We start from the raw sequence: 25,776 nt of genomic DNA, 5'->3' as shown, positions 1-25,776 counted from the left end.
GGACGGGGCAAGACACTGCCGCGAAACGCAATAAGGACGTTCAAGGGTTTAGTTGCGGATTTGAGGGTATTCTCTTATGCTTTGTCACAGAACATAAAAAAAATACGATAAATTCATTTATAAACAGGTTCTTTAAATCACAAGATTTAGGTATTGTAGGCACTTATAATCTGTATTAACTTTGCAAGCGTTGAAAAAAATTTTATTAACCCTCTATTTTTTTTATAGAAATGAAGACAAAATTATTCGCAACTATTTGTTTAATGTTATGTGTTTTTACGTCATGCGATAAAAACGCCGGTGACACCGATCCAAAACCTAATACAACGGCCAAGCACTTCGAGGCTCCGGCAACTGGATTCGATTCGTGGCTGTATATTGACCTTGAGACAGGGAAGACCACCGTGCAGAAAGAACTCGGCGAGTGGACATACCGCAAATATGAGAAGAACGAGAAAGGTGAGGATTTATCCAAAGTCATCGATACGAAACCTGCCACAGGCACGGAGAAGGACAAGCCTCAGAAGTGGGACATCGCCTTCAACGTACACAATCCATGCGTGAAGGACGGCGAGGTGCTGATGACCGAAGAGACTGACATCATGAAATTTACCCAAATGCCTAGCGGAGAATACAAGGGCAACGTACCTGGTCTCATCACCGTGGATATTAGTCGAATGAGAGAGGGTATCATCGGTTATGCAAAGGCACAGATTAATAAAGAACTGCAGAAGTGGCTCAAGAGTACGGGCATGGGCCAGCCGAAGATTGTGAGCGACAAGGTGTTTGCCGTAAAGTTTAAGAATGGCAAGATGATGCTCTTAAAGTTTAAGGACTATGTTGATGCCACAGGCAAGAAGAAAATCGTGAGTTTCGACTATAGAGTTATGAATAAATAACTATAGTTTCACATTTCATGATGATAGATACAATTATGAAAAGACTACTTTCCATATTAGTATTGCTTACGGTGGCTTTTGCCACCGTTTGTGCCAATAACAATCCCCCACTTGAAAAGAAATATGCCATCACGGGAAAGGTTGTCGATGCCGGTGACGGGACGGCAATGCCTGGTGCGCGACTTACTGTGGAGGGAACGAATATTGTAGCTGGCACCGATGGCAAGGGTGCCTTTACCATTTACGTGCAGGACAACAAGGTGTATACCATTCATGTCAACTATATGGGCTATGTAGCCCGCACATTGCATGTACCCGCCACGGGTCATCCGTCGCTCACGGTCAAGATGACACAGTCGCACACCAAGCTCGACGAGGTGGTAGTCACAGGAGCGAGGACGGAGAAGCCACTAAAGGACGTGCCCGTCATCACGCGTGTTATCTCGCAGGAGGAAATAAGAATGGTCAACCCCGTTGATCTGAACACATTGCTGGAATATACCTTACCCGGAGTACAGTTCTACTATAACAGCATGAGCCAGACCACTACGCTCAACTATCAAGGCATGGACAGCAAGTCGGTGCTCTTCCTGCTCGACGGCGAGCGCATCAGTGGCGAGGGCTCCGACCATAATATAGACTTCTCGCGTATCAGCATCGACAATGTGGAGCGTATCGAGATAGTGCGTGGCGCAGCTTCGACACTGTACGACAGTCGGGCCATAGGTGGCGTGATTAACATCATCACGAAGAAGAGTATCAGACCGTTTGATGCTAGGGTCAATATGCGCTACGCAGGACACAACGGAGAGAGCTATGCCGTGTCATTGGGCATCAACAAGAACAGGTTCAGTTCGCAGTCGTCGTTCGGCTTCCGCCATCGCGACAATTATACGGTAAAAGACACGGAGGGTAAGCAGGTTGAGATGATCAAGCCCGACGGCAGTGTTAGCAAGTCGCAGAGCAAGCCCTCTTCCCTAATCATGTATGGCTACCGTATCATGGACTTCGGACAGCGATTCAAGTATCGTTTCAATGACCATCTCAGCACTGAAGCATACGGCACCTTCTATACCAACACACGTCCGACAATGAACGGCAAGCGGTGGCATCAGCGGTATGAAGACCTCGTAGCTGGCGCGAAGATGAAGTGGCAGGTAAACGACAACAACAGATTTGACCTTTCTTACACCTTCGACAACTATGTCAAGAAGGATGTGTTCGACCGTGTGGAGCTCGTTGAGAAGATTTATGGCAACATCAACCACAGCACGCGTCTCTACTACACGGGCAACTTCGGTCGCCATACTTTCAGTGCAGGTATAGAGGGCATACACGAAAGCCTGAAACACTATATGATGAAAGACACGGGTACGGTAGACATCTCCCAACTCTCGCTCTGTGCTCAGGAAGACTGGCGCATTACCGACAACCTCAACCTCGTGGTGGGCGTGCGTGGCGATAAAGGCTATCATTACCGCTTCCACCTCACTCCTAAGGTGTCGATGCTCTATCGTCCGTTCAAGCATGTCACATTGCGTGCCGGCTATTCACAGGGCTACCGCATTCCCACACTCAAAGAGCTCTATCAGGAATTCAACATGGGCGGAATGGGAATCATGATGTATGGCAATAAAGACCTTAAACCAGAAGAGGGTAGTCAGCTATCGGCTTCGGCAGAATATGACTATGGAGGCTTCAACCTTTCGGTGTCGGCCTACCACAACCGTTTCCGCAACAAGATTTCATACGAGTATACGGAGCCTGGTAAAAGCTATAATATGAGGTATGTCAATGCCGAGAACGTGAAGACCACGGGTATTGAGGCTACGGCCAACTACCGTATGGCATGCGGTCTCCAATTCAGGGGAGCCTACACCTACATCAACGACTACGATGTGCGCGACGGCTACAACCAGTCGTGGATACGTCCACACAGCGCAAAGTTCAACGCCATATACAAGCACAAGTTCGGCAAGACCACCGAGTCTATTGCATTCAACAGCCAGTGGATGTCGCGCATCACGCGCTACTCGTACAACAGCACAGCCAAAGCCTACACGCGCTACGTGTTTGAACCGCGTACGGTCTGCTCTATCAATCTCCGCTCGGAGCTACCGAGAGGCATCACCCTCGGACTGATGATGGACAACCTTTTCAACTTTCGGGACAAGGCTGCCGACTCAGCGGTACAGCTTCCGCTCAACGGTATCAGTTATGTGGCGACAGTCAGCATCAACATTGCCGACATGATAAGAAAGTAATCATGCCTTACACCCTTAAAACCAAATTATGAATAAACGAACATTATCAATCATAGCCGCCGTGGTAGCATTGCTACTCATGGGTATAGGCATATGGCACAAATGGCTATCCACTACAAGGATAGCCTTTGTGAATTATCAGACAATCACACTCGGACAGATAGCCCGTGCTAATGATAATCCGTTCATCAAGATAGAAAATCTTAGTGCCGACGACATCAAGAATGCAACCGACTACGACATGGTCTTCGTGCAGGCTATGGGACTGCGTCTCACCGAGGAGCAACGCGAAAAGTTGGAAAAGGCAATGCAGGGCGGAACACCCGTGGTGAGTACGATGATTACTAATCCCGACAACGATTTCTGCTCGGTAGACACCACCACAGCCAATCGTCTGAAAGCCTACATCGGCAACGGCGGACGCGAGAACTACTGCAATATGCTTTCTTATGTGCGCAGGCACATCGACCGGAAAATTATCTATGCTCCCGAACCAGGCGAGGTCGTAGAACGCATATACGGACTGCTTTACCATACCGACCCCGATCATGCTGACGGTGAAAACCTACAATTCAACTCCGTGTCGGAATACAAGAAATTCCTTATGGAAAAAGGTTTGTGGAAAGATAAGGCCCCTGCCATTGTCATCACAGGCTCGATGGGCGAACCAGAGGAACTTATTGCCGAATTGGAAAAGACGGGCAATGTGGTGTTCCCTGTCAACTCTATCCATAAATTCGTGGAGGAACACCATGCCGACAGCATCAACGTGTCGGCCATCATCAACATGGCGCACGGGCGTCTCGGCGATGGTTTCGTGGACTATTTGAAGCATGTCAACGTACCATTCTTTGCTCCGCTGAACGTGGGAAGGCAGGAAAAGAAATGGGAAGACGATAAGATGGGAATGAATGGTGGTTTCCTGTCGCAGAGCGTGGTAACGCCCGAAATAGACGGTGCATTGCGACCATTCGCCCTTTTCGCTCATTACGTTGGTAAAGACGACCTGGAATATGTGGCGGCGATGCCCGAACGCCTCAGCACGTTTGTGCAGACAGTGAACAACTACATTGGTTTAAAACACAAGCCAAACAGCAAAAAGCGTGTGGTCATCTACTATTATAAAGGTCCGGGGCAGAATGCCATGACCGCAGGTGGCATGGAGGTTGGACCTTCGCTCTACAACCTGTTGGTGCGCCTCAAGCAGGAGGGCTACAACGTGGCAGGACTGCCCGAATCGCCCGAAGGACTGGAGAAAGCCATTCATCGGCAGGGTGCAGTGTTCAGCCTTTATGCCAAAGGAGCTTTTGACGAGTTTATGAAAAACGGAAAACCTGCACTCGTCAGCAAGACCGAATACGACAGCTGGGTAAAAAAGACACTCCGCCCCGAAAAATACAAGGAGGTGGTGAAAGCCAACGGTGAATTTCCAGGTGAGTATATGGCAACACCCGACGGCAAGCTAGCCGTGGCTCGTGTGCAGTTTGGTAATATTGTGCTACTTCCTCAGAATGCCGCAGGCAAGGGCGACAACTCATTCCAGATAGTGCATGGCACCGAAGCTACCCCACCCTACACCTACATAGCTTCCTACCTATGGGCACAGCACGGTTTCAAAGCCGATGTGCTGATACATTTCGGCACACATGGTAGTCTTGAGTTTACACCGAAGAAGCAGGTGGCATTGAGTAATCTCGACTGGCCCGACCGACTGGTGGGCGCAATACCACACTTCTACTTATACACCATCGGCAACGTAGGCGAAGGTCTTATCGCCAAACGTCGCTCGTATGCAGGCTTGCAGTCGTATCTCACACCACCGTTCATGGAAAGCGGAATGCGTGGCAAATACGGCGAACTCTCTTCCAAACTGAAACTCTACACGCAGAACATCGGCAAGGATAAAGCATTGTTGCATCGCACCTCGCTCGACATCAAAAAACTCGTGGTGCGTTTGGGATTCCATCGTGATTTGGGATTGGATAGCATAATATCACGCCCTTACACAGAGGAAGACATTCTGCGCATCGACAACTTTGCCGAAGAGCTCTCGACCGAGAAGATTACTGGTCAGCTCTATACCCTTGGCGTTTCTTACGAGCCGGCTCGTATCAACAGTAGCCTACTCGAAATGTGTACCGACCCCGTGGCTTACTCGCTCTTTACGCTCGACAAGGTGAAAGGAAAAGCAAGCGAGGCAATGCTGAAACGTCGCTCCGAATTCAACAGTCGTTATCTTTATCCTGCCAAATCGCTGGTGCAGTCGGTCATCAATAGTCCGGCAACAGTCACCGACGCCTTCGTATGCAAAGTTGGACAACTCTCACCGTCCGACCTACAACGTGCACACAGTATCTATAAAGACCTCACAGCACCGTCGGATATGATGAAAATGATGATGGGCATGGGCGCAACGGGCAAGAAACCAAAGAGTGGCATGCCGAAAGGTATGGGCAACGCCATGCACGGAAAGCCGTCGACAGGTATGCCTCAAAAAGGAATGCCTTCAAAAGGAATGTCGGCTATGTCTGCGATGATGAAAAAAGAAAAGAAATCATATAGCAGGGAGGAGAAAGCTTTTGCCTTTGCCGTGCGAGAACTTGAGCGCACGCTGAAAAGCATCGACAAGTACAGGCAATATCTTGTGGAAAGTCCACGGTGCGAGCTGGAGAGCATGCTCAATGCTATGAACGGTGGCTACACAGCGCCATCGCCAGGTGGCGACCCGATTGTAAACCCGAATACCCTGCCAACGGGTAGAAACCTCTACGGTATCAATGCCGAGGCCACACCGAGCGAGGCAGCATGGGAGAAAGGAAAGCAACTGGCACAGAATACCATCGAGATGTACCAGCGTCGCCACAACGGCGAAATGCCACACAAGGTGAGCTATACGCTATGGAGTGGCGAGTTTATAGAGACCGAGGGTGCAACGATAGCGCAGGTGCTCTATATGCTGGGTGTTGAGCCTATCAGAGACTCGTTCGGCCGAGTGAGTGACCTACGCCTGATTCCCTCGAAAGAGTTGGGAAGAAAGCGTATCGATGTAGTGGTGCAGACCTCCGGACAGCTCCGCGACCTTGCAGCGTCACGCCTTTTCCTCATCAACAGAGCGGTGGAAATGGCAGCTAATGCCAAGGACGATGCCTTCGAGAACGAGGTATCCATTGGCATGAAGGAGGCCGAACGTTACCTCACAGAGAAAGGTGTGTCGCCCAAGGAGGCACGCAAACTGGCATCGCAACGCATCTTCGGAGGTATGAACGGCAACTACGGCACAGGCATACAGGGCATGGTGATGAGTGGCGACCGCTGGGAAAAGCGTGAAGAGATTGCCAACACCTACATCAACAATATGGGTGCTTTCTACGGCAGCGAGAAAGACTGGGAACAGTATAGCAAGCATGCTTTCGAGGCCGCCCTCACCCGCACCGACGTTGTGGTGCAGCCTCGCCAGAGCAACACATGGGGAGCACTGAGCCTCGACCATGTCTACGAGTTTATGGGCGGACTGAACCTTGCCGTACGACATGTGACGGGCAAAGACCCCGATGCCTATCTGAGCGACTACCGCAACCGCCACAACGTGCGCATGCAGGAGGTGAAAGAGGCAATAGGTGTGGAGAGTCGCACCACTATTCTAAATCCCGTATATATAAAGGAGAAGATGAAAGGTGGCGCGAGCGCAGCAGGAGGTTTTGCCGAAATCGTGGAAAACACCTACGGGTGGAACGTGATGAAGCCACAGGCGATAGACAAGGAACTTTGGGACGACATCTACGATGTGTACGTAAAAGACAAGTACAACCTTGGCACACAGGCATTCTTCGAGCAGAAAAATCCTGCAGCATTGCAGCAGATTACCGCTGTAATGCTCGAAACCGTGCGAAAGGGAATGTGGAATGCTACACCACAGCAGGTGGCCGACCTTGCCAAACTGCATGTCGATATGGTGAAGAAATACAAACCGTCAGGCTCTGGCTTCGTGGGCGACAATGCCAAACTGTGCAACTTCATCGCCTCAAAGGTAGATGCTGAGCGTGGCAAGGAATACCAGCAACAGATTGACCGACTGCGCAATGCGGCGACAAACACGGGCAAGGGCACGGTGATGAAGCACGAGGATATGTCGCAGACGGAAGAACATACACAGAAGATCAGCGAAGGCATGCTCGCTGGCGGTGCGATATTTATTCTCCTTGCTCTGCTGATGTTCGTCATCCGCATGCGCCGCAAAAACCGTACACGATAAGACGCTATGGAAACCTTAGTTGTCATACTCTTCATACTTGTCTGTTTCAGCTTCGTGCTGAAACAGACTTTTGTACGTCCGTTGCAGATGGGCATCACGGCGATGGCGGCATGGCTGTTTACTGGGCTGGCATGGCGTGGCGCGATATTGCAGTCGTCTACACAGATTGCAGGTTGGCTTACCGACACCGAACTGGTGCGCGACATCTCCGTGTTGCTCAATCTCGATGTATTGTTAGCCATGGCCTTCTGCCTGCTGGCGACCGACATGGAAATATCGGGGCAGGTGGGTCGTAGGGCACACTGGCTCCTCGTCTTTCTACGCTTCTTCCCCGGCATCATGGTCGTACCGGCAATGTTTGGGATTCTCGTCAAAGTCATCTTTGCATTTCCTGGCGAAGACTTCTCGCTCGTGGCATGGACGCTGGGTGGCGTATTCGCCGTAGCCATTCCGTTGCTCACACATACGCTGAAACGCCTGCTGCCCGAACCCTTCCTACGCCTCGAACTGCTCTTCCTCTGCAGTCTGCTCATCGCGCTAATGGGCATCGTGGCAACGGTTAACGGCAAGACAACCGTGACGGGAACCGACAGCGTCGACCTCGAATCCCTCGTCGGCACGCTGGTTCTTATAGCCACATCGATAGTGGCAGGTATGGCGTGGTATCGGTGGCGCACCAAACAACAAATAATTCAAATGAATAGAAAAAACAAACGGATATAAAACAATGAATTACATAACAGACATACTCTATTGGATTTCGTCGGGACTCCTCGTTCCCGTTATCCTCATTCTCATATTCTTCTTCCTCCGCTCGTTGCTATTGCTGGGTGGATTCTTCAATCAGTATCTCACCATGCGACAGAGCGGGGTCATGCTACACAGAGAGATGAAAACGCTCACGGCTGATAATCTTATGACGCTCCCCGAACGCCTACCGAAGGGAAGGCTACCCATAGTTACCTACATGGAGAAGATGGTGGAGCACCGAGGGAGCGCAGCCAAGATTAACCACCTAATCGACGAATACGAATGCATGGCGGAGCGTGAACTTGAAACCTCTAAGATGTTTGCCAAGATGGGGCCAATGACAGGACTCATGGGCACACTCATACCAATGGGGCCCGCACTGGTGGGACTATCATCGGGCGACATAGCCTCTATGGCATACAATATGCAGGTGGCGTTTGCCACTACCGTCATCGGACTATTTGCAGGAGGAGTAGGCTTCGTGGTCAAATCGGTAAGGCAACGCTGGTACAGACGCGACATGAGCGCGCTCAACTACATTGCCGATATGTTGAACGAAAACAGCGACAATCCATCATGAGAAGACGACCAATCAGAATTGGGCATGACGAGGACGACGACCCGATGAGCGTAGTGGGCAACCTCTTCGACGCAGCAATGGTCTTTGCTGTGGCACTAATGGTAGCACTCGTTACCCACTACAAGATGACCGAGATGTTCAGCACCGAGGATTTCACCGTGGTGAAAAATCCTGGGAAGGAGAATATGGAAATCATCTCTAAGAAAGGCAAGCAGATAGATCGCTACACACCGTCGGAAAATCAGAATGTCAAGGGCGACAAAGGCCGTCGCGTGGGTGTGGCATACCAACTGGAGAATGGCGAGATTATCTACATTCCCGAGGAATGAACAGTCCCTGTTTCGTTAATTCAAATCCAGCAGGTTTGCGTTGTAAGGTTATAGGTATATGATAGATGTTGCTTAAATGTTATTGCAATGTAGAAAAATAATGTGAGTTCGACGAATTTAAAATAGTGCAGGCTGTGTGTCAAATGTCCTTTGTACATTGACGCACGGCTTCTTTGGAAACAAACAATATGCAGCCAATGCTCCAAGCATATTGACGATAAAATTATCAAATTTATAAACTGAAAGAACTACCCTTGCATAGCTTCCTATGAAATTCTTTTCATCATAAAGGGAATATGCAACATCCGCAAACAAATGGGATTTATAGCTCGGAGGGCTAGCCTTGAATAGCCGGGAACTGTCGAGCTAAACGAAGATAGTCTCCGGTATGAGTATATACCGGAGATAAAGTCTGATAAGACTTCCCCCATCATCGAGCCTTATACAAGAAATTAAGCCATGGGAGACGAACGGTTCTCTCACATACATGGACAAAAAAATCCCCAAAAGCATTGCTGCCTTTGAGGATATATATCTATTTAAGAATTAATTCAATTTACTACTTACCAAGAGCTTGCTTAGCTGTTTCATTGTTAGGATCAATCTCTAACATCTTGTTCCAATAGCTATCTGCTGTACTCTTATCGCTCTTCAGCGTATAATAGTATCCTAGATACTGGTAAGCTTCCAACAGACGAGCATCGTCACGGTCGCCTTTCTCGGTATGACTCTTAATGATTTCAATCAACTTCTCATAATGAGGTTTAGCCGCACCGGTCTTTGTTTCAGGGTCGAGAGCATAACCGATATGAGCACGCTGATAGGTAGCGAAGTCAGCTGCACTTGGGAACTTCTCTGCCATCTCACCGAATACTCGGTCAGCATTAGCATAAGCTTCCTTCTGTTCAGCACCAGTGGTCTTGGTAGCCTGATTCATATACATGTTAGCCAACGCATTATAGTCGATAGCTGTAATCTGCTTCAAAGTCTTGAGATACTCGTCATAAGTCTTAGTAGCATTAGCAATATCGCCCATCTCTGAGTAAGCACTTGCAATATTCTTCAAAGCGTCAGACTTATCGGCATCATTATCTTTGTTATTTGCCAAAGACTGTCTAAACATATCAATAGCTTTCTGATACTCCTTGTTACCTTGATAAGCATAACCATAATAGAGATAGTCGCTCTCTGTAATCTTAGTAGAGTCGCTCTGATTGAACAAACGGTCAGCATAAGTAAGAGCCTCTGGGTAACGCTTCAAGTTGGTAAGGTTAAAGAACGAGATACGATTCAAAGCCGGATGACGTGGGAACTTGTTGTTACCGAACTGAGAAATAGATAAACTCTTCTCAAAGTCACCCTTAAGGAAGTTATCCAAAGAGTAACTTACCAAGTCGGTAGCTTCCATCTTGTTCTTATCTACCTTATCATAATACTCAATAGCCTTGCTCAAATTACCGGCCTTATCGTAAATCTGTGCAGAGACAATATCTACTGGATAATCGGGTAGGTTCTCATGAAGCTTATTCAACATTGCCACAGAAGAAGAAGGGCTAACCTTACTATTGATCTGTGCATACTTGCGATAACCTTCGGGATTCTTCGGATCTACGAATGTAGCCTGCTCATACCAAGAAGAAGCCGCACCACCATTGTCCTTGATAACCTGAATATCACCACTCAAAATGAAAGCTGGACCATATTTCATGTCACGTTTAAGAGCCATATCGGCATAGACCTGAGCATTGAGTGTATCTTGAATATCAAGATATGCACGACCAATACCAACAAGAACCTCCGGATTCTTCTTGTACATCTTCACAATGTCCTTCATCTGTTTTGCCTTATCAGGGCTGTTAGACTGAAGAATCTTATTCACTTGCTCAATGGCAGCTTTCTCATTCTGAGCCATCACAGGAGCACCAAATCCTATCATCAATGCTCCGACTAATAAGTATTTAATTGCTTTCATAATTTCTTCTTTTACTGTTATTAATTCAAGTATTGAATGCTAATTATTAGACGTATAACAATACTAAATGTAACATCCATCACATTATTATTCGCTTACATTAACATCTCGAATGGTAATATTCCCTTGTACAGGTAGCAAACCCGACTTGAGAATAATCATCTGGCCTTTAGGTGATGCCAAAAAATGAGCGAATCCCCATGGAAGTCCGTTAATAGGGTCGTTCAACAACGCATAAACAGTACGGATAAGGGGATAATTTCCATTATATATATAATATTGGTAAGGCTTCCAGCTATTCATAGGAGTAGCTTTATCTTTACGGCTTACCGACATTAAACGAATATTCTTATTAAAAGTAAGATTGGTAGTGTCTCGACTGTCATTCAGCCAATTACTTCCGATGATACCAATAGCACCGGGAGTCTTCTCTACATAGCTGATAACATCAGCAGTCTTCTGCGTAGCAAACACATTCGGACTGGCAATAGGTTTACCACCTAAGATGGAATCTTCGGCAAAATGCACGGCACTAGATTTACGATTATCAAAGACAACAGTAATCTGCCCACTCCTAGAACCAGCATGAATCTGATTCCATTGTGTCACTTTGCCACTTAAGATACGAGCTATGTCTTTCACAGTTATGCAGGTATCAGGATTTGCCTTGTTGACAATGAGAGCCAAACCATCATAGGCAATCTTGAGAGCCTTCGGCATAAAAGTGCGATCTCTTAAATTCTTTAATTCCGACTCTTTATAGTCACGAGCTGTAATCATCAAGCAAATCTTATTTTTCAGCAACATATTCATACCATCCGATTCGTTAGTATAAATGGGCTTTACCTTTGCTTGAGTATAAATAGTCTCAAATATCTGTCGCTCTTCCTCGATAATGGGACTAAAACTTTCGTCAGAGGCGAAACTAATCACCCCTGACGAATATGTGTCTGTTCTGCCACCTTTATGCTTCTTTTGTCCACAAGAAGCAAGAAGGCTGACAGACAGTAGTGTTAATCCTACGAATATGTAAGATACTCTTTTCTTCATTTACTTATCAGTTCTGCAACTTGAACGATACAGGAACATTGTATTTCACACGCACAGCTGAACCATTCTGCTTACCGGGGGTCCAACGAGGCATGCTACGTACGACACGCTGTGCTTCTTTATCAAGTGAGGGATCTACCGAACGTACGACACGAACATCTGTGATAGAACCGTCTCTCTCAACAACGAAAGATACAACGACACGTCCTTGTACACCATTTTCCTGTGCAACTACAGGATATTTCACGTTACTGCTAAGGTATTGAAGCAATGCGGTAGGTCCACCGGGGAACATAGGCATCTGCTCTACGACTTCAAAGACTTTTTCCTCTTCCTGCTTTGGAGGTTCAGGCTGAGCAATTACTTCCTTAGCCTTCAACACCTCTCCACCAGCTTCATCGTTACCTTTAACCTCGAACGAACCAATAGCTGTCTTGGTCTGCATCAACTGATCCTGTGTCTTTAATTCCTCTTCGGGCTTAACCTCAGAGTCTTTCTTGATTACAGGAGGAGTAAACTTAATAGAACTCTTTACACGTTCAACTACCTTTTCAGGTTCAACTTCAATTTTCTTCTTCTTTACCTCGGCCTGTTTTTTAGGCTGATTCAAAGCAGAAAGTTCGTTTACCTGTGTGGCAGCCACCTTACGAGCATTCTCATCTACGATATTCTTAATAGCTATAGCAGAGAAAGCAACGATGGCAAGAACGAAAACGGCAGCGATGGCGATAAGATTTCTCTTGGCAGTCCCCTTACGAAGCTTGTATGCACCGTAAGCTTGGTTTCTACCAGCGAAGACCAAATCGGTCCATTCACCAGATATTAAATCTATTTTTGACATTTTCTTTTTGTTTTAAATCATTTGCGTAAAAGACTTATTTCACACCCTTCTTGTCAAGCAATTCCTTGTCTTGAGGATTGATCTTGTCGATTACGTACTTACCAATACTGCAAATCTGCATTTCATCAAGAACATCTACCAAGTTCTTATAAGAAGCACCGTCTGTTGCGCGGATAATGATAGTCAAAGTAGGAATCTTCTCACCATCAACTTCACCAGCTTTCAACTTCGCAAGTTCCTTGTCGTAAACTTCCTGAGTATACTTATTAGGCTCGTTCAACTTTTTAGCGTCGAGTTTAGCCTTGGCACGCATAATAGCCTGAACAGGGATTGTTCCGTCTTCAGTCTCATGATTGATGAGCACACTACGAATACCCTTTGCACCCCATGTGGTTTCTTTCAACGTATTGGGATCGCTGTAGTTAGGCATACCCTCTACATAGTAGATTTTGTCGCCACTACCTACATAGATAGTAATCGTCTGTGAAGCCTTGGTAACCGACTTGTCTTCATCTTGAATGTTCTTATCGTTACTTGGCATACTCAACTCCATCGTCTGTGGTTTTGCCAAAGATGTACAGAGCATGAAGAATGTGATAAGAAGCATCATCATATCCACCATAGGCGTAAAGTCTACACGGATATTTATCTTCTTCTGTCTACTTTCTTTCTTTTTAGCCATGCCTTAGTCCTCCAACTTTTTATAAGAAGTGATGAGATAGTAACGGTTCTCACTCATATCCTGAAGTTCGGACATTACCTTCTTGATTACCTTATAAGGAGTCTTCTCATCGGCCTTGATAGCGAGTTTGATATCAGGATTAGCAGTACGAGCCTGCTCTACCCACATCTGGAACTCACTCTTCTTGCCCTCGATACTGTCTGTAGGAATACCAAACTTAGGAAGTTCTGCAGCCATCTGACTTGTTTCTAAGTTCAAATAAGCACCCAGTCTATCCATGGGAACACCCCACATTGCATCTTTCTGGAACTTTTTCTCCTGTTCACCATTCAATGACACACCAAACTGACCGGTCATACCAGCAAGTACATCCATCATTTGTGTTTGGTTGTCCATACTCATAAATATCTTACCGGTCTTATCAACCAAGATATTCAGAACGTTCTTCTCTGGAACTTTGATCTCTGATACCGAACCGGGGGTTACAACCTTTACTGGCTCATTCTTCACAAACGTTGATGTCAACATGAAGAAAGTCAGCAAGAGCACCATCACGTCCGACATAGGGGTCATGTCTATCCAAACGTCACTCTTCTTAATTTTTACTTTACCCATAGCGATAAAATTTTAAAGGGTTAGCAAAAATTAAGCCTCTTCTGTGTGGTTTGCTTCGTATGTCTGAGCGATAGAGTAACCTACTTCGTCGAGTGCGTATGTCAACTTATCAATCTTGTTTGTGAAGAAGTTATAAGAAACTACTGCAAACCAAGATGTCAAAATACCGAATGCGGTGTTGATCAAGGCCTCAGAAATACCAGTTGACAATGCAAGAGAGTCACCACCACCACCTGCTGCAAGAGCGGCGAACGACTTGATCATACCGGTTACAGTACCGAGAAGACCTGTCAATGTACCCAATGTTACGATAGTAGCAATCATCGGAAGGTTCATCTGAAGAGTAGGCATCTCCAACTGAGTTGCTTCCTCGTGAGCCTGCTGGATTTTAGCAACCTTCTGACCTTTCTTAATACCACTAGTAGCTTCCATTTCCTTGTAAGCATTCAAAGAAGCTGCAACAACATTAGCTACAGAACCTCTCTGCTTGTCGCAAACCTGCTGAGCCTTAGCGAAGTCACCAGCATTCAAAGCTGCCTTAATATTAGCAACGAATTTGGTCAAAGAACCCTTACCAAAAGCGGTACGAAGAGCCAACCAACGCTCTACAGAAAGAGCAAGAACGGTAAGCAACAAAGTGTGGATAATTGGAACGACCATACCACCCTTATAGATAGTACCCATCAAGTTACCATTAAGAACGGCACCTGAAGGATCGTTATTTACGAAGTTTGCAGGATTACCGAGAATAAAGTTAAAGATACAAATAGCAATAATGAAACATGCTACGATGATCCAGAATGCTGCTCTGATACCTTGGAAGCCCTGTCCCTTCTTAGGGGTGGCTGTTTTTTGTGTAGTTGCCATAATTTTTAAAAATTAATTTTTAGTTATTGAAAATTTATAATATTTGTTCGATTTAGTGTCAATGGTTAGCAAATGTAGGAAAACCACGTAGGAATACCCATTTTTTTGTATCGCAAAGATAATCATTTATGAATAACTACAAACCGAATTAAGAAGTTTTAACGAGATAGTATATTAAATGTCTCCCTTTATACAAAGCCGAAAGCAAATTGGTCTAAAACTCCACTTGAATAGCACATTATATATATAAAGAATAGAGCACGAATATTCTACGTTACAACATTTCTTAACAAGATTGCATTATTACTTCAACTTGCCTAATACGTTCTTTATTCTTTTCATGGCCTCACGAATATTCTCATCGCTAGTAGCATAGCTCATACGAAAACATTCTGAGTCACCAAAAGCATCACCACCTACTGTTGCGACATGTCCGACTTCAAGTAAGTACATAGCTAAATCTGTAGAATTCTGAATAGTACGCTCGCCATCCGTCTTACCATAGAAACTACTACACTTCGGGAACAGATAAAAAGCTCCTTGTGGAACATTCACCTCTAAACCCGGAATATCCTTTGCCAATGCTACAATCAAGTCACGGCGACGCTCAAATGCCTTGCGCATATCTTCCACGCAGCCCTGTTCTAACGTATAAGCAGCCTCAGCAGCTTTCTGACTCACCGAACATGGCCCCGATGTATACTGTCCCTGCAACTTATTGCAGCCTTTAACTATCCACTCCGGAGCAGCAATATATCCAATACGCCAACCAGTCATAGCATAAGCCTTAGACACCCCATTCACCACGATGGTACGCTCTTTCATACCATCTACCTTCGCTATGCTGGCATGTTCACCTATATAATTAATATGCTCATAGATTTCATCAGCCAACACAAACAAATCCTCATGTTCCTTTATGACAGTTGCCAAGGCTTCTAATTCTTCCTGAGAATACACGCTTCCCGTAGGATTACTGGGAGAGCATAGTATCAACATACGTGTCTTGGGGGTAATGGCAGCCTCCAGTTGCTCCGGAGTCATCTTAAAATTCTGATCAAAGCCGGCATTCACTATCACAGGATTACCTCCAGCCAACTTCACCATCTGCGGATAACTCACCCAATAAGGAGCAGGGATTATCACCTCATCACCATCATTGACCAATGCCATCAGCGTATTACAGACACTCTGCTTAGCACCATTGCTCACCAAGACTTCATTGACAGTATAATCCAATCTATTCTCATTCTTGAGTTTAGCAACGATAGCATTGCGTAAGTCAGCATATCCGGGAACAGGAGAATATCGAGAGTAGTTCTCATCAATAGCTTTCTTTGCAGCATCTTTAATATGATCAGGCGTATTGAAATCAGGTTCACCCACGCTCATATTGATTACATCAACACCCTGAGCCTTCATCTCACTACTCTTCTGCGACATGGCAAGCGTTGCCGATGGTGCCAGACGGTTCAATCGATTAGATAATTGTGCCATAATTTTATTCTACAGTTTATTCGTTAGGCTGCAAAAGTACGCATATTATCTGTTACAGCGAAGAATTCGTAACAGTTTTTACACTTTTATCTCGATTTTGTGTCATTTGTTATTTTATATGGAGTATATGTCCCATTCTGTCGCGTTTGGTTTTGAGATATTTCAAATCGTTTTCATTGGGTTCTATCTCGATAGGCACATTTTCCACTATTTCAAGCCCATAAGCTTCCAATCCAACACGTTTGGTAGGATTGTTTGTCATCAGTCTCATCTTATGGATGCCTAGATGACGCAGCATCTGAGCCCCACAACCATAATCGCGCTCATCGGGTTTAAAACCTAAGTGTATATTCGCGTCTACCGTATCATACCCTTCTTCCTGCAATTTATAGGCTGCAATCTTATTCATCAAACCGATACCGCGCCCCTCTTGCTGCATATAGACTATCACGCCTTTACCTTCTTTTTCTATCATCTCCATAGACTTGTGCAACTGTTCTCCACAATCACAGCGACGACTACCAAGAATATCACCGGTAGCACAAGAAGAGTGGACGCGCACCAATACCGGTTCGTCTTCCTTCCACTCTCCCTTAATCAAAGCCATATGCTCAAGTCCATTACTGGTTTGGCGGAACGGTATCAAACGGAAATGCCCATGAACAGTAGGCATATCAACCTCTTCACCCACCTCAATACTAGATTCTTTCTCTAGTCGATAAGCTATTAAATCCTTGATAGTAATGATCTTCATACCCCATTCTTTAGCTTTCTGCTGCAAACTGGGCATACGAGCCATAGTACCATCTTCTTCCATGATTTCCATCAACGCACCGGCAGGATACAGTCCGGCCAATCTACACAGATCTACAGCCGCCTCAGTGTGTCCACTACGACGCAACACCCCATTATCTTGCGCATATAAGGGGTTGATATGACCGGGGCGACCAAATGTTTGCGGTGCCGAATTCGGATCGGCCAAGGCTTTGATAGTTTCTGCTCTATCATGCGTCGATACGCCTGTACTGCATCCTTCCAGTTTATCTACGGTCACTGTAAAAGGCGTACCCAACACCGATGTATTATCTACAACCTGACGTGGCAAATCCAACTCGTCACAACGCTGTAACGTAATAGGCGCACAGAGCACACCACGCGCATTCTTCAACATGAAGTTTACCTTCTCAGGCGTTATCTTTTCAGCGGCTATTATCAAGTCGCCTTCATTTTCGCGATCTTCATCGTCAACAACAATGACAAACTTGCCATCCTTGAAATCTTGTACAGCATCTTTAATGCTACTCAGCTTGAAGTCTTCCATATTATATATATGTATATGTGATTCTACTTTTTCAAATCGTTAATTCTGCTTACCACCAGTTGATTCGTTCTCATAATCAATTTCAAATCGCGCAACAAACGCAGTCTGAAACGCCACATTCTCAGGTAAAGAACGATACCCACCGGGAATATAATGGCCGCAACCGCATTCATCCATTTTCTTGCAAAAGGCCGCGTATGTGCCCTTACTGAAAGAATCGGATAGCTACTAATAGCCCCTAAAATATGTTTATCTTTCGTATTCGACAAATCTTCTATCACCTCTTCTATTTCCCCACTGATACGTTCTATCTCATGATCAGACTGGTATTTGAAAAACACATTCACCACATGAGGAGCCGAACGCAAATTATGATTCAACGAATAACGCGATGCATCTCGGCTAATTTGGCGAAGTCGCTCTTTATCTTTTTCATAATCCGGGTCATTAATGATTACCTCTTTGGCAAACACATGCCGTTTCACACGCAAACCCAACAAGCGCCTGAAGAACTCTATGTATAAATCCAAGTTGAATACCATTGAGTCATTATTTGCCTTATATGTCACAAACACAGCCACAGGTGTCAAGACCGCGGGAGCCAATCCTTTACCAAACCACACAGCCCACATTCCACCACGAGCCATACGATAGCCCGAATTATCGAGGATATAGTAAATAATGAACACCAAAACCGATATGATGACCGGTATACCCAATCCTCCTTTTCGGATAATGGCACCAAGCGGTGCACCGATGAAGAAAAATATCAAACACGAAAGAGCCAACGTAAACTTATTGATAGCTTCTATTTCGTGCTGTCTGATGAAGTAATCACCATCACTTGTCACCAAACTTTTAAAGTTCAAATCGCTTACTTTGGATTGTACTTTGCTCAAAGCCATCGACACAGCCTGTTGTTTTCTGTCTAAAGACAGCTTGTTAAACACCGTGTCTATATCCACTTTATCTGTCGTCGCTAGTTTTACAGCCGCAAGCGAATCCTTCTTCGACAATGTTATCGCCGCATATTCTCCTTGCTTTTCATCTCGATAGTACATCCTACCGATACTGTCATATCTGGCGTTCAGCGAATCCATAGCATGATTGATCTCCAAAAGACTCTTACTACTCGCGTTATTAGAAAGGCTTGTAGCATCAGTCATATTGAAATCACCATTATAATCTATGACGATACGTTTCTGTATGAAACTCTCCCGACGATAAGGTATAGCTGCGGAGTTACCAAATTCATCCGACTGCATATTCTCAAACCATTCCCCACTCCACAGTGTCAACAGCAAATGTTTCTTCTCTGCCGTGGCCTGCAACATCCCGGAGTCGGCCAAGATGATAGCTTGATCTTCGTAACTTCCCGTCATACGATAAATCATAATGCCGTAAAGTTTACCGGTATCCATATTTTTCTTTTGCACAAAGAGATTACTATTAGGGATACCATCATAGAATACACCTTCGGGGATTTCCAGTTCCGGACTCTTCTGCTTCATGGAAATCAACAACTGCGCAATCTTCATATTAGCCGTTGGCCCCACATTATTCTGGAAATAGAATGAACCTATACAAATCAATACCGAAATAAAGATGAGCGAACGGAACGATTGCATCAGAGATATACCCGCAGCTTTGATAGCAGTCAACTCACTACTTTCTCCAAGATTACCAAAAGTTATTAACGAAGACAACAAAATGGCTAGCGGCAAAGCTTGCGGAACAAGCATCAAGCCCATGTACCAAAAGAATTGAGCCATCACTTCCATAGACAACCCCTTACCTATTAATTCATCGATATACCTCCAAAGGAACTGCATCATCAGCACAAATTGACTGATAAAGAAAGTACCCAGAAAAAGTATACCAAACTGCTTGGCAATGAATATATCTAATTTCTTGATGCGAAACATTACTGACTGTCCGTCGTGACCATATTGATTTGAATACAAAATTAGTATAAATTTGTTAGAATCTCCGTCTTTTTCATTTTTTTATGCCTCACGCCACATCTAAGCCCAAATCTCAATGCTTTCTGCAATTAAACTACTTACATCTCAAAAGTATGGAATAAATTTTGCATTTATGCACGTTTCCACTATCTTTGCATAAGATAATCTGCACTCGACAATTTGGAAACTAGTTTTCATTGTACTCATTTGCGTTATCTTTGCAAAAGACAATTATAAGTTATGGCTAATATTATAACAAGGAATATTCCGAATACGATAACCTGTTGCAACCTCATTTGTGGTTGCATCGCTACCGTATGTGCTTTAGACGGCCAGCCTACATGGACACTGGCATGGATAGTAATGGGAGCTGTCTTCGATTTCTTCGATGGTATGAGCGCTCGCCTACTGCATGTATCTTCTCCCATTGGTAAAGAGTTGGATTCACTGGCCGATGACATTACATTTGGGGTAGCTCCTGCTACAATGGTTTTCAATGAGCTCTACATTATGGACTATCCGGCAGGGTTAGAACCTTTAAGAGATTGGCTGCCTTATGCTGCCTATATCATGGCGGCTTTCTCGGCTCTACGATTAGCCAAGTTTAATTTGGATGAACGGCAAACCACCTCATTCATCGGACTACCCACGCCTGCCAACGCCCTCTTCTGGGGCTCTCTGATAGTAGGGGCGAGCAATTTCTTGGAGTCTACACAGTATATGCTATTCGTCGTTTTAGGCATGGTAGCTTTGAGCAGTTGGCTATTGATAGCAGAACTTCCAATGTTCGCACTCAAGTTCAAACAGTGGAAATACAAAGGTAACGAAGTAAAATACATCTTCCTTGCCACATGCCTACCCATCCTGATTATCTTCCGATTATCGGCCTTTGCCGTTATCATTGCGTGGTATGTAATCTTGTCGGCCATTATTAATGCTAAAAATAAGAAGTAGATGGTGATTCTCAAATTGATATTTTTCGTTTTTGTCGCAGGACTTTTTGCCCTCGTATTCATCGCTTATTCATTCTTTAGACGGCTCCGTGAGTCTGCCAAAAGAATGCAAGACCAAATGAACGGGCGATATACGAGTGGAACAAGAACGTCGTCATCTACACGCCAAACATATTCAAACAAAAAAGGCGAAACTGTTGTTGACCATCGCACTTCAGCCGAGGCCAACCATAAAATATTCTCTAAAGACGAGGGAGAATATGTAGATTTTAAGGAGGAATAGAGACCTCTCCATACCCCTCTCCAAAGAGAGTGAGCTTAAAACAGCCTGAAGAGATTCCCATTCATAACCGGGGACAATAGAACAAAAGAGAGTGTATACTTTTAATTTCTCATCTTTTCCCCCTAATCCCTTATCATGAAAAAAGACGCACCTTTATTCAAAGGTGCGTCTTTTTCGTTAATTATGTACCAACGTGCCGATAGGCTCGCCGTCCATCACCTTCTTCAAGTTTCCTACAACATCCATGTTGAACACATAGATAGGTAGATTGTTCTCCTTACACATCGTAGTTGCAGTGAGATCCATGACTTTAAGACCGCGTGTATAAATCTCGTCGTAGGTAATATCCGTAAACTTTGTGGCTGTAGGATCTTTCTCCGGATCTGACGTATAGATTCCGTCCACGCGCGTACCTTTTAACATCACGTCGGCCTCAATCTCGATACCACGCAACGAACTTCCTGTATCCGTGGTGAAATAAGGCGAGCCTGTACCGGCCGAGAATACACAAACATATCCTTGTTCCATTGATTCGATGGCTTTCCACTTACTATAAAACTCACCGATAGGTTCCATACGAATAGCCGTAAGCACTTTTGTCTTCACCCCGATAGCACCCAACGCTGAACTTAATGCAAGCGAGTTGATGACCGTAGCACACATTCCCATTTGGTCACCCTTTACTCGGTCAAAGCCTTTCTGACTGCCACTGAGACCACGGAAAATGTTACCGCCACCGATAACAATACCGATTTGTACACCCATCTCATGCACTTCTTTAATTTGGCGTGCATAATCTGCCAAACGTTCGGGGTCGATACCGAAACTTTGTGAGCCCATTAGACTCTCACCACTCAATTTGAGCAGTATTCTTTTAAACTTTGTCATAGTTCTATTTGTAGCAATCTCATCCCCTAAAAGAGACTTGATTTAATATCATTGTCGTATGTATAAATTATCTTACCTCGCAAATTTCACTTCCTTAAATGTATATTCCCTAAATCGTCCCTCCTTGTCTCGCAAGACGATAGTGCCATTATCTGCCACCTCTACGATGCTAGCTTCAAACTGTCCGTCGGCATCTTCGTAAGGATAGAAACCATCACGACGGTAAAGAGACATATAGTATTCTTCTGAAATATCGGCTGCTCCACCTCGTTCCAAAAGCTCATAGCGTTTCTCAAAGTTATCTAACAACCGTTGCAACACTTGCTCTCGATCCACTTCATGCCCTACGATACCGGCTAATGATACCGGATTGGGCGCGTCACTCACAAACATCAGTTGATTGACATTCAGTCCGATACCGTATATACACCCTTTCAAACGACCGCCACTCAGCGATGTTTCTATCAGCGTACCACTAATCTTACGGTCGTGCCAGTACACATCGTTCGGCCACTTCAACGTAATTCCGTCCGTATAAGCACCAAGCGTATCTTTCAATGCCAACGCTCCGGCCATGGACCAAAGAAACTGATAGGCTGTAGGGGTGTGCCAAGGATGCACGAGGATGCTTAATAGCAGGTTTTTCCCAGCCTCACTTTCCCACGTATTTGTAGCCTGCCCACGTCCCGAAGTCTGATAATCGGCCACAACAACCGTCATTTCTTCATCGCCCACAACCCCATGTTGACGTAAGTAATCGTTGGTGGAGCCCACCTCGTTCAGTCGTATGATTTCTCTTTTCATTTCCGTATTTTAAAGTAGCAATGGGTTGAACGCATCCTTGATATGTTCCATGCGTACCGTTTCCTCATCACATCCTACAATTGTAATCACATCAAATCGCAGTTCGTCCCACAGCTGATGCATCTTCACATAAGCATTGGCAGCATGTCCCAAATTCCGCATTTTCTGCCGATTCACCGCATCAGCCGGTTTGGTGATGGCATCCGAGCGACGCGTCTTCACCTCTACAAAGACCACAGTCGTACCATCCGGTGTCCGAGCAACAATGTCTATGTCCTTTCCACCCAACCGCCAATCGCGCTCAATAATATCATATCCCTCACGCACCAAGTAGTCGGCGGCATAGTCCTCGCCCCATTTACCAAGATCGTTGTGCGCAGCCATAGCCTACCAATTGAGTTCTTTTGTCGGCAATGGTTCTTCTTGCAACAGATTGTTAAGATATGAGTGCGAGAGCCGATGTGCATCGTAGAACATAATAAACGGTTCTGCCCCGGCCGTCTTGATACCTACTACCACCTGCATATCTCCGACCTTCCATTCAGCGTAAGGTACAACCGAACCGTAGACATTCGCCTGTACGAACTTCACCTTGAGTATCTGTTGGTCGCCCACTTCTTGTTTTGAGGGCATCTGCGGTATAGTGTATGTCTTTGTAGGCACCCCATACTTTCCTTGAAGAAAAACAGTGAGCGATTTACAAGCCTCCAAAACGTCGTTATGAGCCTTATAGTCACAGCACACCAACTCCGGTTCGGCATCTATCTTCAGCGGATTTCTACTTATAATATAAGATATGGTAGCATCTTGATTGCCATATCCGATGATGGTCACAGCGCTTAGTTTATTCTCGGAAAAGGTGGTAGAGCCACAGAAAAAGAGAGGTTCGTCACCTTGAAAAGACACCTTGTATAAATCGTTCAGTATCTTATCTGTCTCATACATATTTTCGCCAAGACTCTTCATATCCATCGATACTCCACCGATTGATACCGGATAAACACTTTCATAGCCATCCTTCTGTGCCACCTCATATTTCTCCAGCAACGCATGATATTGAGTTTGAAACACTTCTGGTGTCATTCCTAGCGTAAAGGCACCTAGAATTGGCTTTTTAGAATCATCGGTTGCATAGAGATGACCGACCATGATGAACAGAAAGAAAAATAAAACGTTAACCTTTTTCATGACCTCCTATCGGGTTTGATTAGTTGCAAAAATAATACAATTCTTCCATTCTTACAATAAAATACCTTATTTTTGCAGCCATGATAACAAAGGAAGAAGAACTAAAAAAGATAGATGAGCAATTCATGCTCAAAGCGCTAGACGAAGCACATCGGGCTTTAGACGAGGGCGAGATACCCATTGGTGCAGTCGTGGTATGCCGAGGTCGTATCATCAGCAGGGCGCACAACCTCACCGAAACGCTCAATGATGTCACAGCACATGCCGAGATGCAAGCCATCACTGCGGCTGCCAACACGCTCGGAGGGAAGTATTTACAAGATTGTACACTCTATGTCACCGTCGAACCCTGTGTAATGTGTGCCGGCGCCTTGGGATGGTCTCAAATGAGTCGTGTCGTCTATGGAGCGCCCGATGAAAAACGTGGATACACGGAATACGCTCCCCATGCCCTCCATCCCAAAGCAGCAATCGTTGGAGGGATACTGGAAGAGGAGTGCAAAGCCTTGATGCAAGAGTTCTTCAGAAGCAAAAGATAATTTCTATCCCCATCATTTCACACTCCCAACTCGTTAACTTGTCTACTCGTCAACTTATCTATCAGCGAAATGCAACGGCTTGCCAGCATTGCTGCCTAGGCTTGGCAGCATTACTGAAAGGGCGAAACAGCAATGTTGCCATACCCTTGCAGTAAATTAAGTTTGGCCGTTTTTAAGTTGACGAGTTATTGAGTTATAAGACAAGAGAGACTTCCAATATAGGGCAAATACTATCCGTCCCTACATCACAAGTCAAATTTACGGCATAAAAAAGTTGCTCCTCTTAGATAAAGAGAAGCAACTTATCGAATATAATAAATTGAATAATTTTCCGAGTTGGTTATTTCAACCGCGCAATAATAGTTTGGTCACCGGTTGTAGATTGTCCCATCTTGACACAAACTTCTGTACCTATAGGCAAGAATACATCTACACGGCTACCCAACTTGATGAAACCAAGATGCTCATCAATATAGCAATCTTCGCCCTCCTTGGCATAAGTAACAATGCGACGAGCCATGGCGCCGGCTATCTGACGGCACAATACGTCCACTCCATCGGGTGTAGTAATCATCACATCAGCATGTTCGTTCTCCGAACTAGCTTTAGGTAACCATGCCTTATGATAGTTTCCATCCTTATGGCATACGAATTTCACCTTACCGTCTACAGGGAACCAGTTGGCATGGACATTCCACAGACTCATGAAAATACTAATCATAAGACGTTTGTCGTGGAAATATTCGTTCTCTTCTACTTCCTCTATAACCACGATTCGGCCATCGGCAGGAGCTACAACCACCTTATCGGTATTGTCTTCGGCAGAGAAATAGCGAATGGGACAGCGGTAGAAGTTCAGTACGATACCATAGATTGTTGAAAAAACAACCAAAACCACCCAAAAAGGGATCTTGGTATCAAAGCCTCTCCATAATAATAATATAATGGAAGCCATTACGATAAAACCATAAAGAAGTGTATCGGTACCTTCTCTGTGTATGCGTATCTTTTTGAGTTTATTGATTCTTTTAATCATAGTAACTAAGGATATGCGAACATTTCAACAAGGCGTTAGCCGGTGCCAAAGGTTGTTCTGACTTATGCTCAATAATACTGGGAAGGCCTTTTACCTACCATTTGCAAAGTTAATGATTTTTTGTTAGCTCCACAAAAATTTACTATTTTTCTTTTGTTGTGTCGGGGATAAGCCGTAACTTTGAACTCCTAATTGTGTTTTT

At 45.0% G+C, this 25,776-nt stretch carries 23 protein-coding genes and 1 pseudogene; 9 read left to right on the top strand and 15 right to left on the bottom strand.

Annotated features, from left to right (window positions below; translation table 11 throughout):
* Nucleotides 1-230: 230 nt before the first annotated feature.
* From HMPREF3034_RS05935 to HMPREF3034_RS05910, 6 genes are read left to right on the top strand one after another with little or no spacing between them, the layout of a single operon-like run.
* Nucleotides 231-899, top strand: coding sequence for an HmuY family protein (locus tag HMPREF3034_RS05935; RefSeq protein ID WP_062433995.1), 669 nt, complete (start codon nucleotides 231-233; stop codon nucleotides 897-899).
* 35 nt (nucleotides 900-934) lie between these two features.
* Nucleotides 935-3,163, top strand: a complete 2,229-nt coding sequence (locus tag HMPREF3034_RS05930; protein ID WP_062434003.1) for a TonB-dependent receptor — start codon at nucleotides 935-937, stop codon at nucleotides 3,161-3,163.
* A 28-nt stretch (nucleotides 3,164-3,191) separates the two neighbouring features.
* A complete protein-coding gene (locus HMPREF3034_RS05925) occupies nucleotides 3,192-7,415 on the top strand; it encodes a cobaltochelatase subunit CobN (protein WP_062433992.1) in 4,224 nt (1,407 codons plus the stop codon).
* Between the two features lie 6 nt (nucleotides 7,416-7,421).
* Nucleotides 7,422-8,138 carry a hypothetical protein gene (locus tag HMPREF3034_RS05920; protein ID WP_036896301.1) on the top strand — a complete coding sequence of 239 codons (717 nt, stop codon included), beginning with the start codon at nucleotides 7,422-7,424 and terminating at the stop codon, nucleotides 8,136-8,138.
* A 4-nt stretch (nucleotides 8,139-8,142) separates the two neighbouring features.
* Complete coding sequence (locus tag HMPREF3034_RS05915; protein WP_036896303.1) at nucleotides 8,143-8,745, top strand: MotA/TolQ/ExbB proton channel family protein; 603 nt, start codon at nucleotides 8,143-8,145, stop codon at nucleotides 8,743-8,745.
* Nucleotides 8,742-9,074 carry a DUF2149 domain-containing protein gene (locus HMPREF3034_RS05910; protein ID WP_062433990.1) on the top strand — a complete coding sequence of 111 codons (333 nt, stop codon included), beginning with the start codon at nucleotides 8,742-8,744 and terminating at the stop codon, nucleotides 9,072-9,074. The genes HMPREF3034_RS05915 and HMPREF3034_RS05910 overlap by 4 nt, the downstream gene beginning before the upstream one ends.
* Nucleotides 9,075-9,191: 117 nt before the next feature.
* Here the strand turns inward: HMPREF3034_RS05910 and HMPREF3034_RS13135 are convergent.
* The 10 genes and pseudogenes from HMPREF3034_RS13135 to HMPREF3034_RS05865 all read right to left on the bottom strand — a co-directional run.
* A pseudogene (locus HMPREF3034_RS13135) lies at nucleotides 9,192-9,305 on the bottom strand (IS982 family transposase); the annotation flags it as partial.
* A 328-nt stretch (nucleotides 9,306-9,633) separates the two neighbouring features.
* Entirely contained in the window at nucleotides 9,634-11,046 is a 1,413-nt protein-coding gene (locus HMPREF3034_RS05905) for a tetratricopeptide repeat protein (protein WP_036896306.1), read from the bottom strand.
* An 87-nt stretch (nucleotides 11,047-11,133) separates the two neighbouring features.
* Nucleotides 11,134-12,096, bottom strand: coding sequence for a PstS family phosphate ABC transporter substrate-binding protein (locus HMPREF3034_RS05900; RefSeq protein ID WP_036896308.1), 963 nt, complete (start codon nucleotides 12,094-12,096; stop codon nucleotides 11,134-11,136).
* A gap of 7 nt (nucleotides 12,097-12,103) precedes the next feature.
* Nucleotides 12,104-12,937 carry an energy transducer TonB gene (locus tag HMPREF3034_RS05895; RefSeq protein ID WP_062433987.1) on the bottom strand — a complete coding sequence of 278 codons (834 nt, stop codon included), beginning with the start codon at nucleotides 12,935-12,937 and terminating at the stop codon, nucleotides 12,104-12,106.
* Nucleotides 12,938-12,971: 34 nt separating this feature from the next.
* Nucleotides 12,972-13,619, bottom strand: a complete 648-nt coding sequence (locus HMPREF3034_RS05890; protein WP_036896311.1) for an ExbD/TolR family protein — start codon at nucleotides 13,617-13,619, stop codon at nucleotides 12,972-12,974.
* A 3-nt stretch (nucleotides 13,620-13,622) separates the two neighbouring features.
* Nucleotides 13,623-14,234: an ExbD/TolR family protein gene (locus tag HMPREF3034_RS05885; RefSeq protein WP_036896312.1), complete on the bottom strand. Its 612-nt coding sequence runs from the start codon at nucleotides 14,232-14,234 to the stop codon at nucleotides 13,623-13,625.
* A 30-nt stretch (nucleotides 14,235-14,264) separates the two neighbouring features.
* Nucleotides 14,265-15,101, bottom strand: a complete 837-nt coding sequence (locus HMPREF3034_RS05880; RefSeq protein WP_036896313.1) for a MotA/TolQ/ExbB proton channel family protein — start codon at nucleotides 15,099-15,101, stop codon at nucleotides 14,265-14,267.
* Between the two features lie 303 nt (nucleotides 15,102-15,404).
* Nucleotides 15,405-16,598, bottom strand: a complete 1,194-nt coding sequence (locus tag HMPREF3034_RS05875; RefSeq protein ID WP_036896314.1) for a pyridoxal phosphate-dependent aminotransferase — start codon at nucleotides 16,596-16,598, stop codon at nucleotides 15,405-15,407.
* Between the two features lie 109 nt (nucleotides 16,599-16,707).
* Nucleotides 16,708-17,919 carry a bifunctional 3,4-dihydroxy-2-butanone-4-phosphate synthase/GTP cyclohydrolase II gene (locus HMPREF3034_RS05870; RefSeq protein ID WP_062433981.1) on the bottom strand — a complete coding sequence of 404 codons (1,212 nt, stop codon included), beginning with the start codon at nucleotides 17,917-17,919 and terminating at the stop codon, nucleotides 16,708-16,710.
* Between the two features lie 23 nt (nucleotides 17,920-17,942).
* A complete protein-coding gene (locus HMPREF3034_RS05865; protein WP_062433977.1) occupies nucleotides 17,943-19,844 on the bottom strand; it encodes an LptF/LptG family permease in 1,902 nt (633 codons plus the stop codon).
* A 279-nt stretch (nucleotides 19,845-20,123) separates the two neighbouring features.
* On the opposite strand from HMPREF3034_RS05865, the gene HMPREF3034_RS05860 reads away from it, so the two are divergent.
* Together HMPREF3034_RS05860 and HMPREF3034_RS05855 are read left to right on the top strand one after the other, a co-directional pair.
* Nucleotides 20,124-20,837, top strand: a complete 714-nt coding sequence (locus HMPREF3034_RS05860) for a CDP-alcohol phosphatidyltransferase family protein (protein ID WP_062433974.1) — start codon at nucleotides 20,124-20,126, stop codon at nucleotides 20,835-20,837.
* The gene (locus HMPREF3034_RS05855; RefSeq protein WP_062433972.1) at nucleotides 20,838-21,119 is read left to right on the top strand and encodes a DUF4834 family protein; all 282 of its coding nucleotides are present in this window, start codon (nucleotides 20,838-20,840) and stop codon (nucleotides 21,117-21,119) included.
* A 177-nt stretch (nucleotides 21,120-21,296) separates the two neighbouring features.
* On the opposite strand, the gene pyrH is transcribed toward HMPREF3034_RS05855, so the two are convergent.
* The 4 genes from pyrH to HMPREF3034_RS05835 all read right to left on the bottom strand — a co-directional run bounded on the left by pyrH (nucleotide 21,297) and on the right by HMPREF3034_RS05835 (nucleotide 23,999).
* Nucleotides 21,297-22,007 (bottom strand): UMP kinase, encoded by a 711-nt coding sequence (gene pyrH, locus HMPREF3034_RS05850; RefSeq protein WP_062433969.1) that lies wholly within the window; start codon nucleotides 22,005-22,007, stop codon nucleotides 21,297-21,299.
* A 72-nt stretch (nucleotides 22,008-22,079) separates the two neighbouring features.
* Complete coding sequence (locus HMPREF3034_RS05845; RefSeq protein WP_062433966.1) at nucleotides 22,080-22,811, bottom strand: biotin--[acetyl-CoA-carboxylase] ligase; 732 nt, start codon at nucleotides 22,809-22,811, stop codon at nucleotides 22,080-22,082.
* Nucleotides 22,812-22,820: 9 nt separating this feature from the next.
* Complete coding sequence (locus HMPREF3034_RS05840) at nucleotides 22,821-23,195, bottom strand: YraN family protein (RefSeq protein ID WP_062433963.1); 375 nt, start codon at nucleotides 23,193-23,195, stop codon at nucleotides 22,821-22,823.
* A 3-nt stretch (nucleotides 23,196-23,198) separates the two neighbouring features.
* Nucleotides 23,199-23,999 carry a hypothetical protein gene (locus HMPREF3034_RS05835; RefSeq protein ID WP_062433960.1) on the bottom strand — a complete coding sequence of 267 codons (801 nt, stop codon included), beginning with the start codon at nucleotides 23,997-23,999 and terminating at the stop codon, nucleotides 23,199-23,201.
* A gap of 80 nt (nucleotides 24,000-24,079) precedes the next feature.
* Here HMPREF3034_RS05835 and HMPREF3034_RS05830 point away from each other — a divergent pair, with 80 nt between their 5' ends.
* Complete coding sequence (locus HMPREF3034_RS05830) at nucleotides 24,080-24,538, top strand: nucleoside deaminase (protein ID WP_156431052.1); 459 nt, start codon at nucleotides 24,080-24,082, stop codon at nucleotides 24,536-24,538.
* 340 nt (nucleotides 24,539-24,878) lie between these two features.
* Here HMPREF3034_RS05830 and HMPREF3034_RS05825 read toward each other — a convergent pair whose 3' ends face one another.
* Entirely contained in the window at nucleotides 24,879-25,574 is a 696-nt protein-coding gene (locus HMPREF3034_RS05825; RefSeq protein ID WP_036896323.1) for a phosphatidylserine decarboxylase family protein, read from the bottom strand.
* Nucleotides 25,575-25,776 lie beyond the last annotated feature (202 nt).

Source organism: Prevotella sp. DNF00663 (assembly GCF_001553265.1).
Classification (GTDB): Bacteria; Bacteroidota; Bacteroidia; order Bacteroidales; family Bacteroidaceae; genus Prevotella.
The sequence above is the reverse complement of the archived record's forward strand: the minus strand, read 5'-3'. Positions and strand labels throughout refer to the sequence as shown.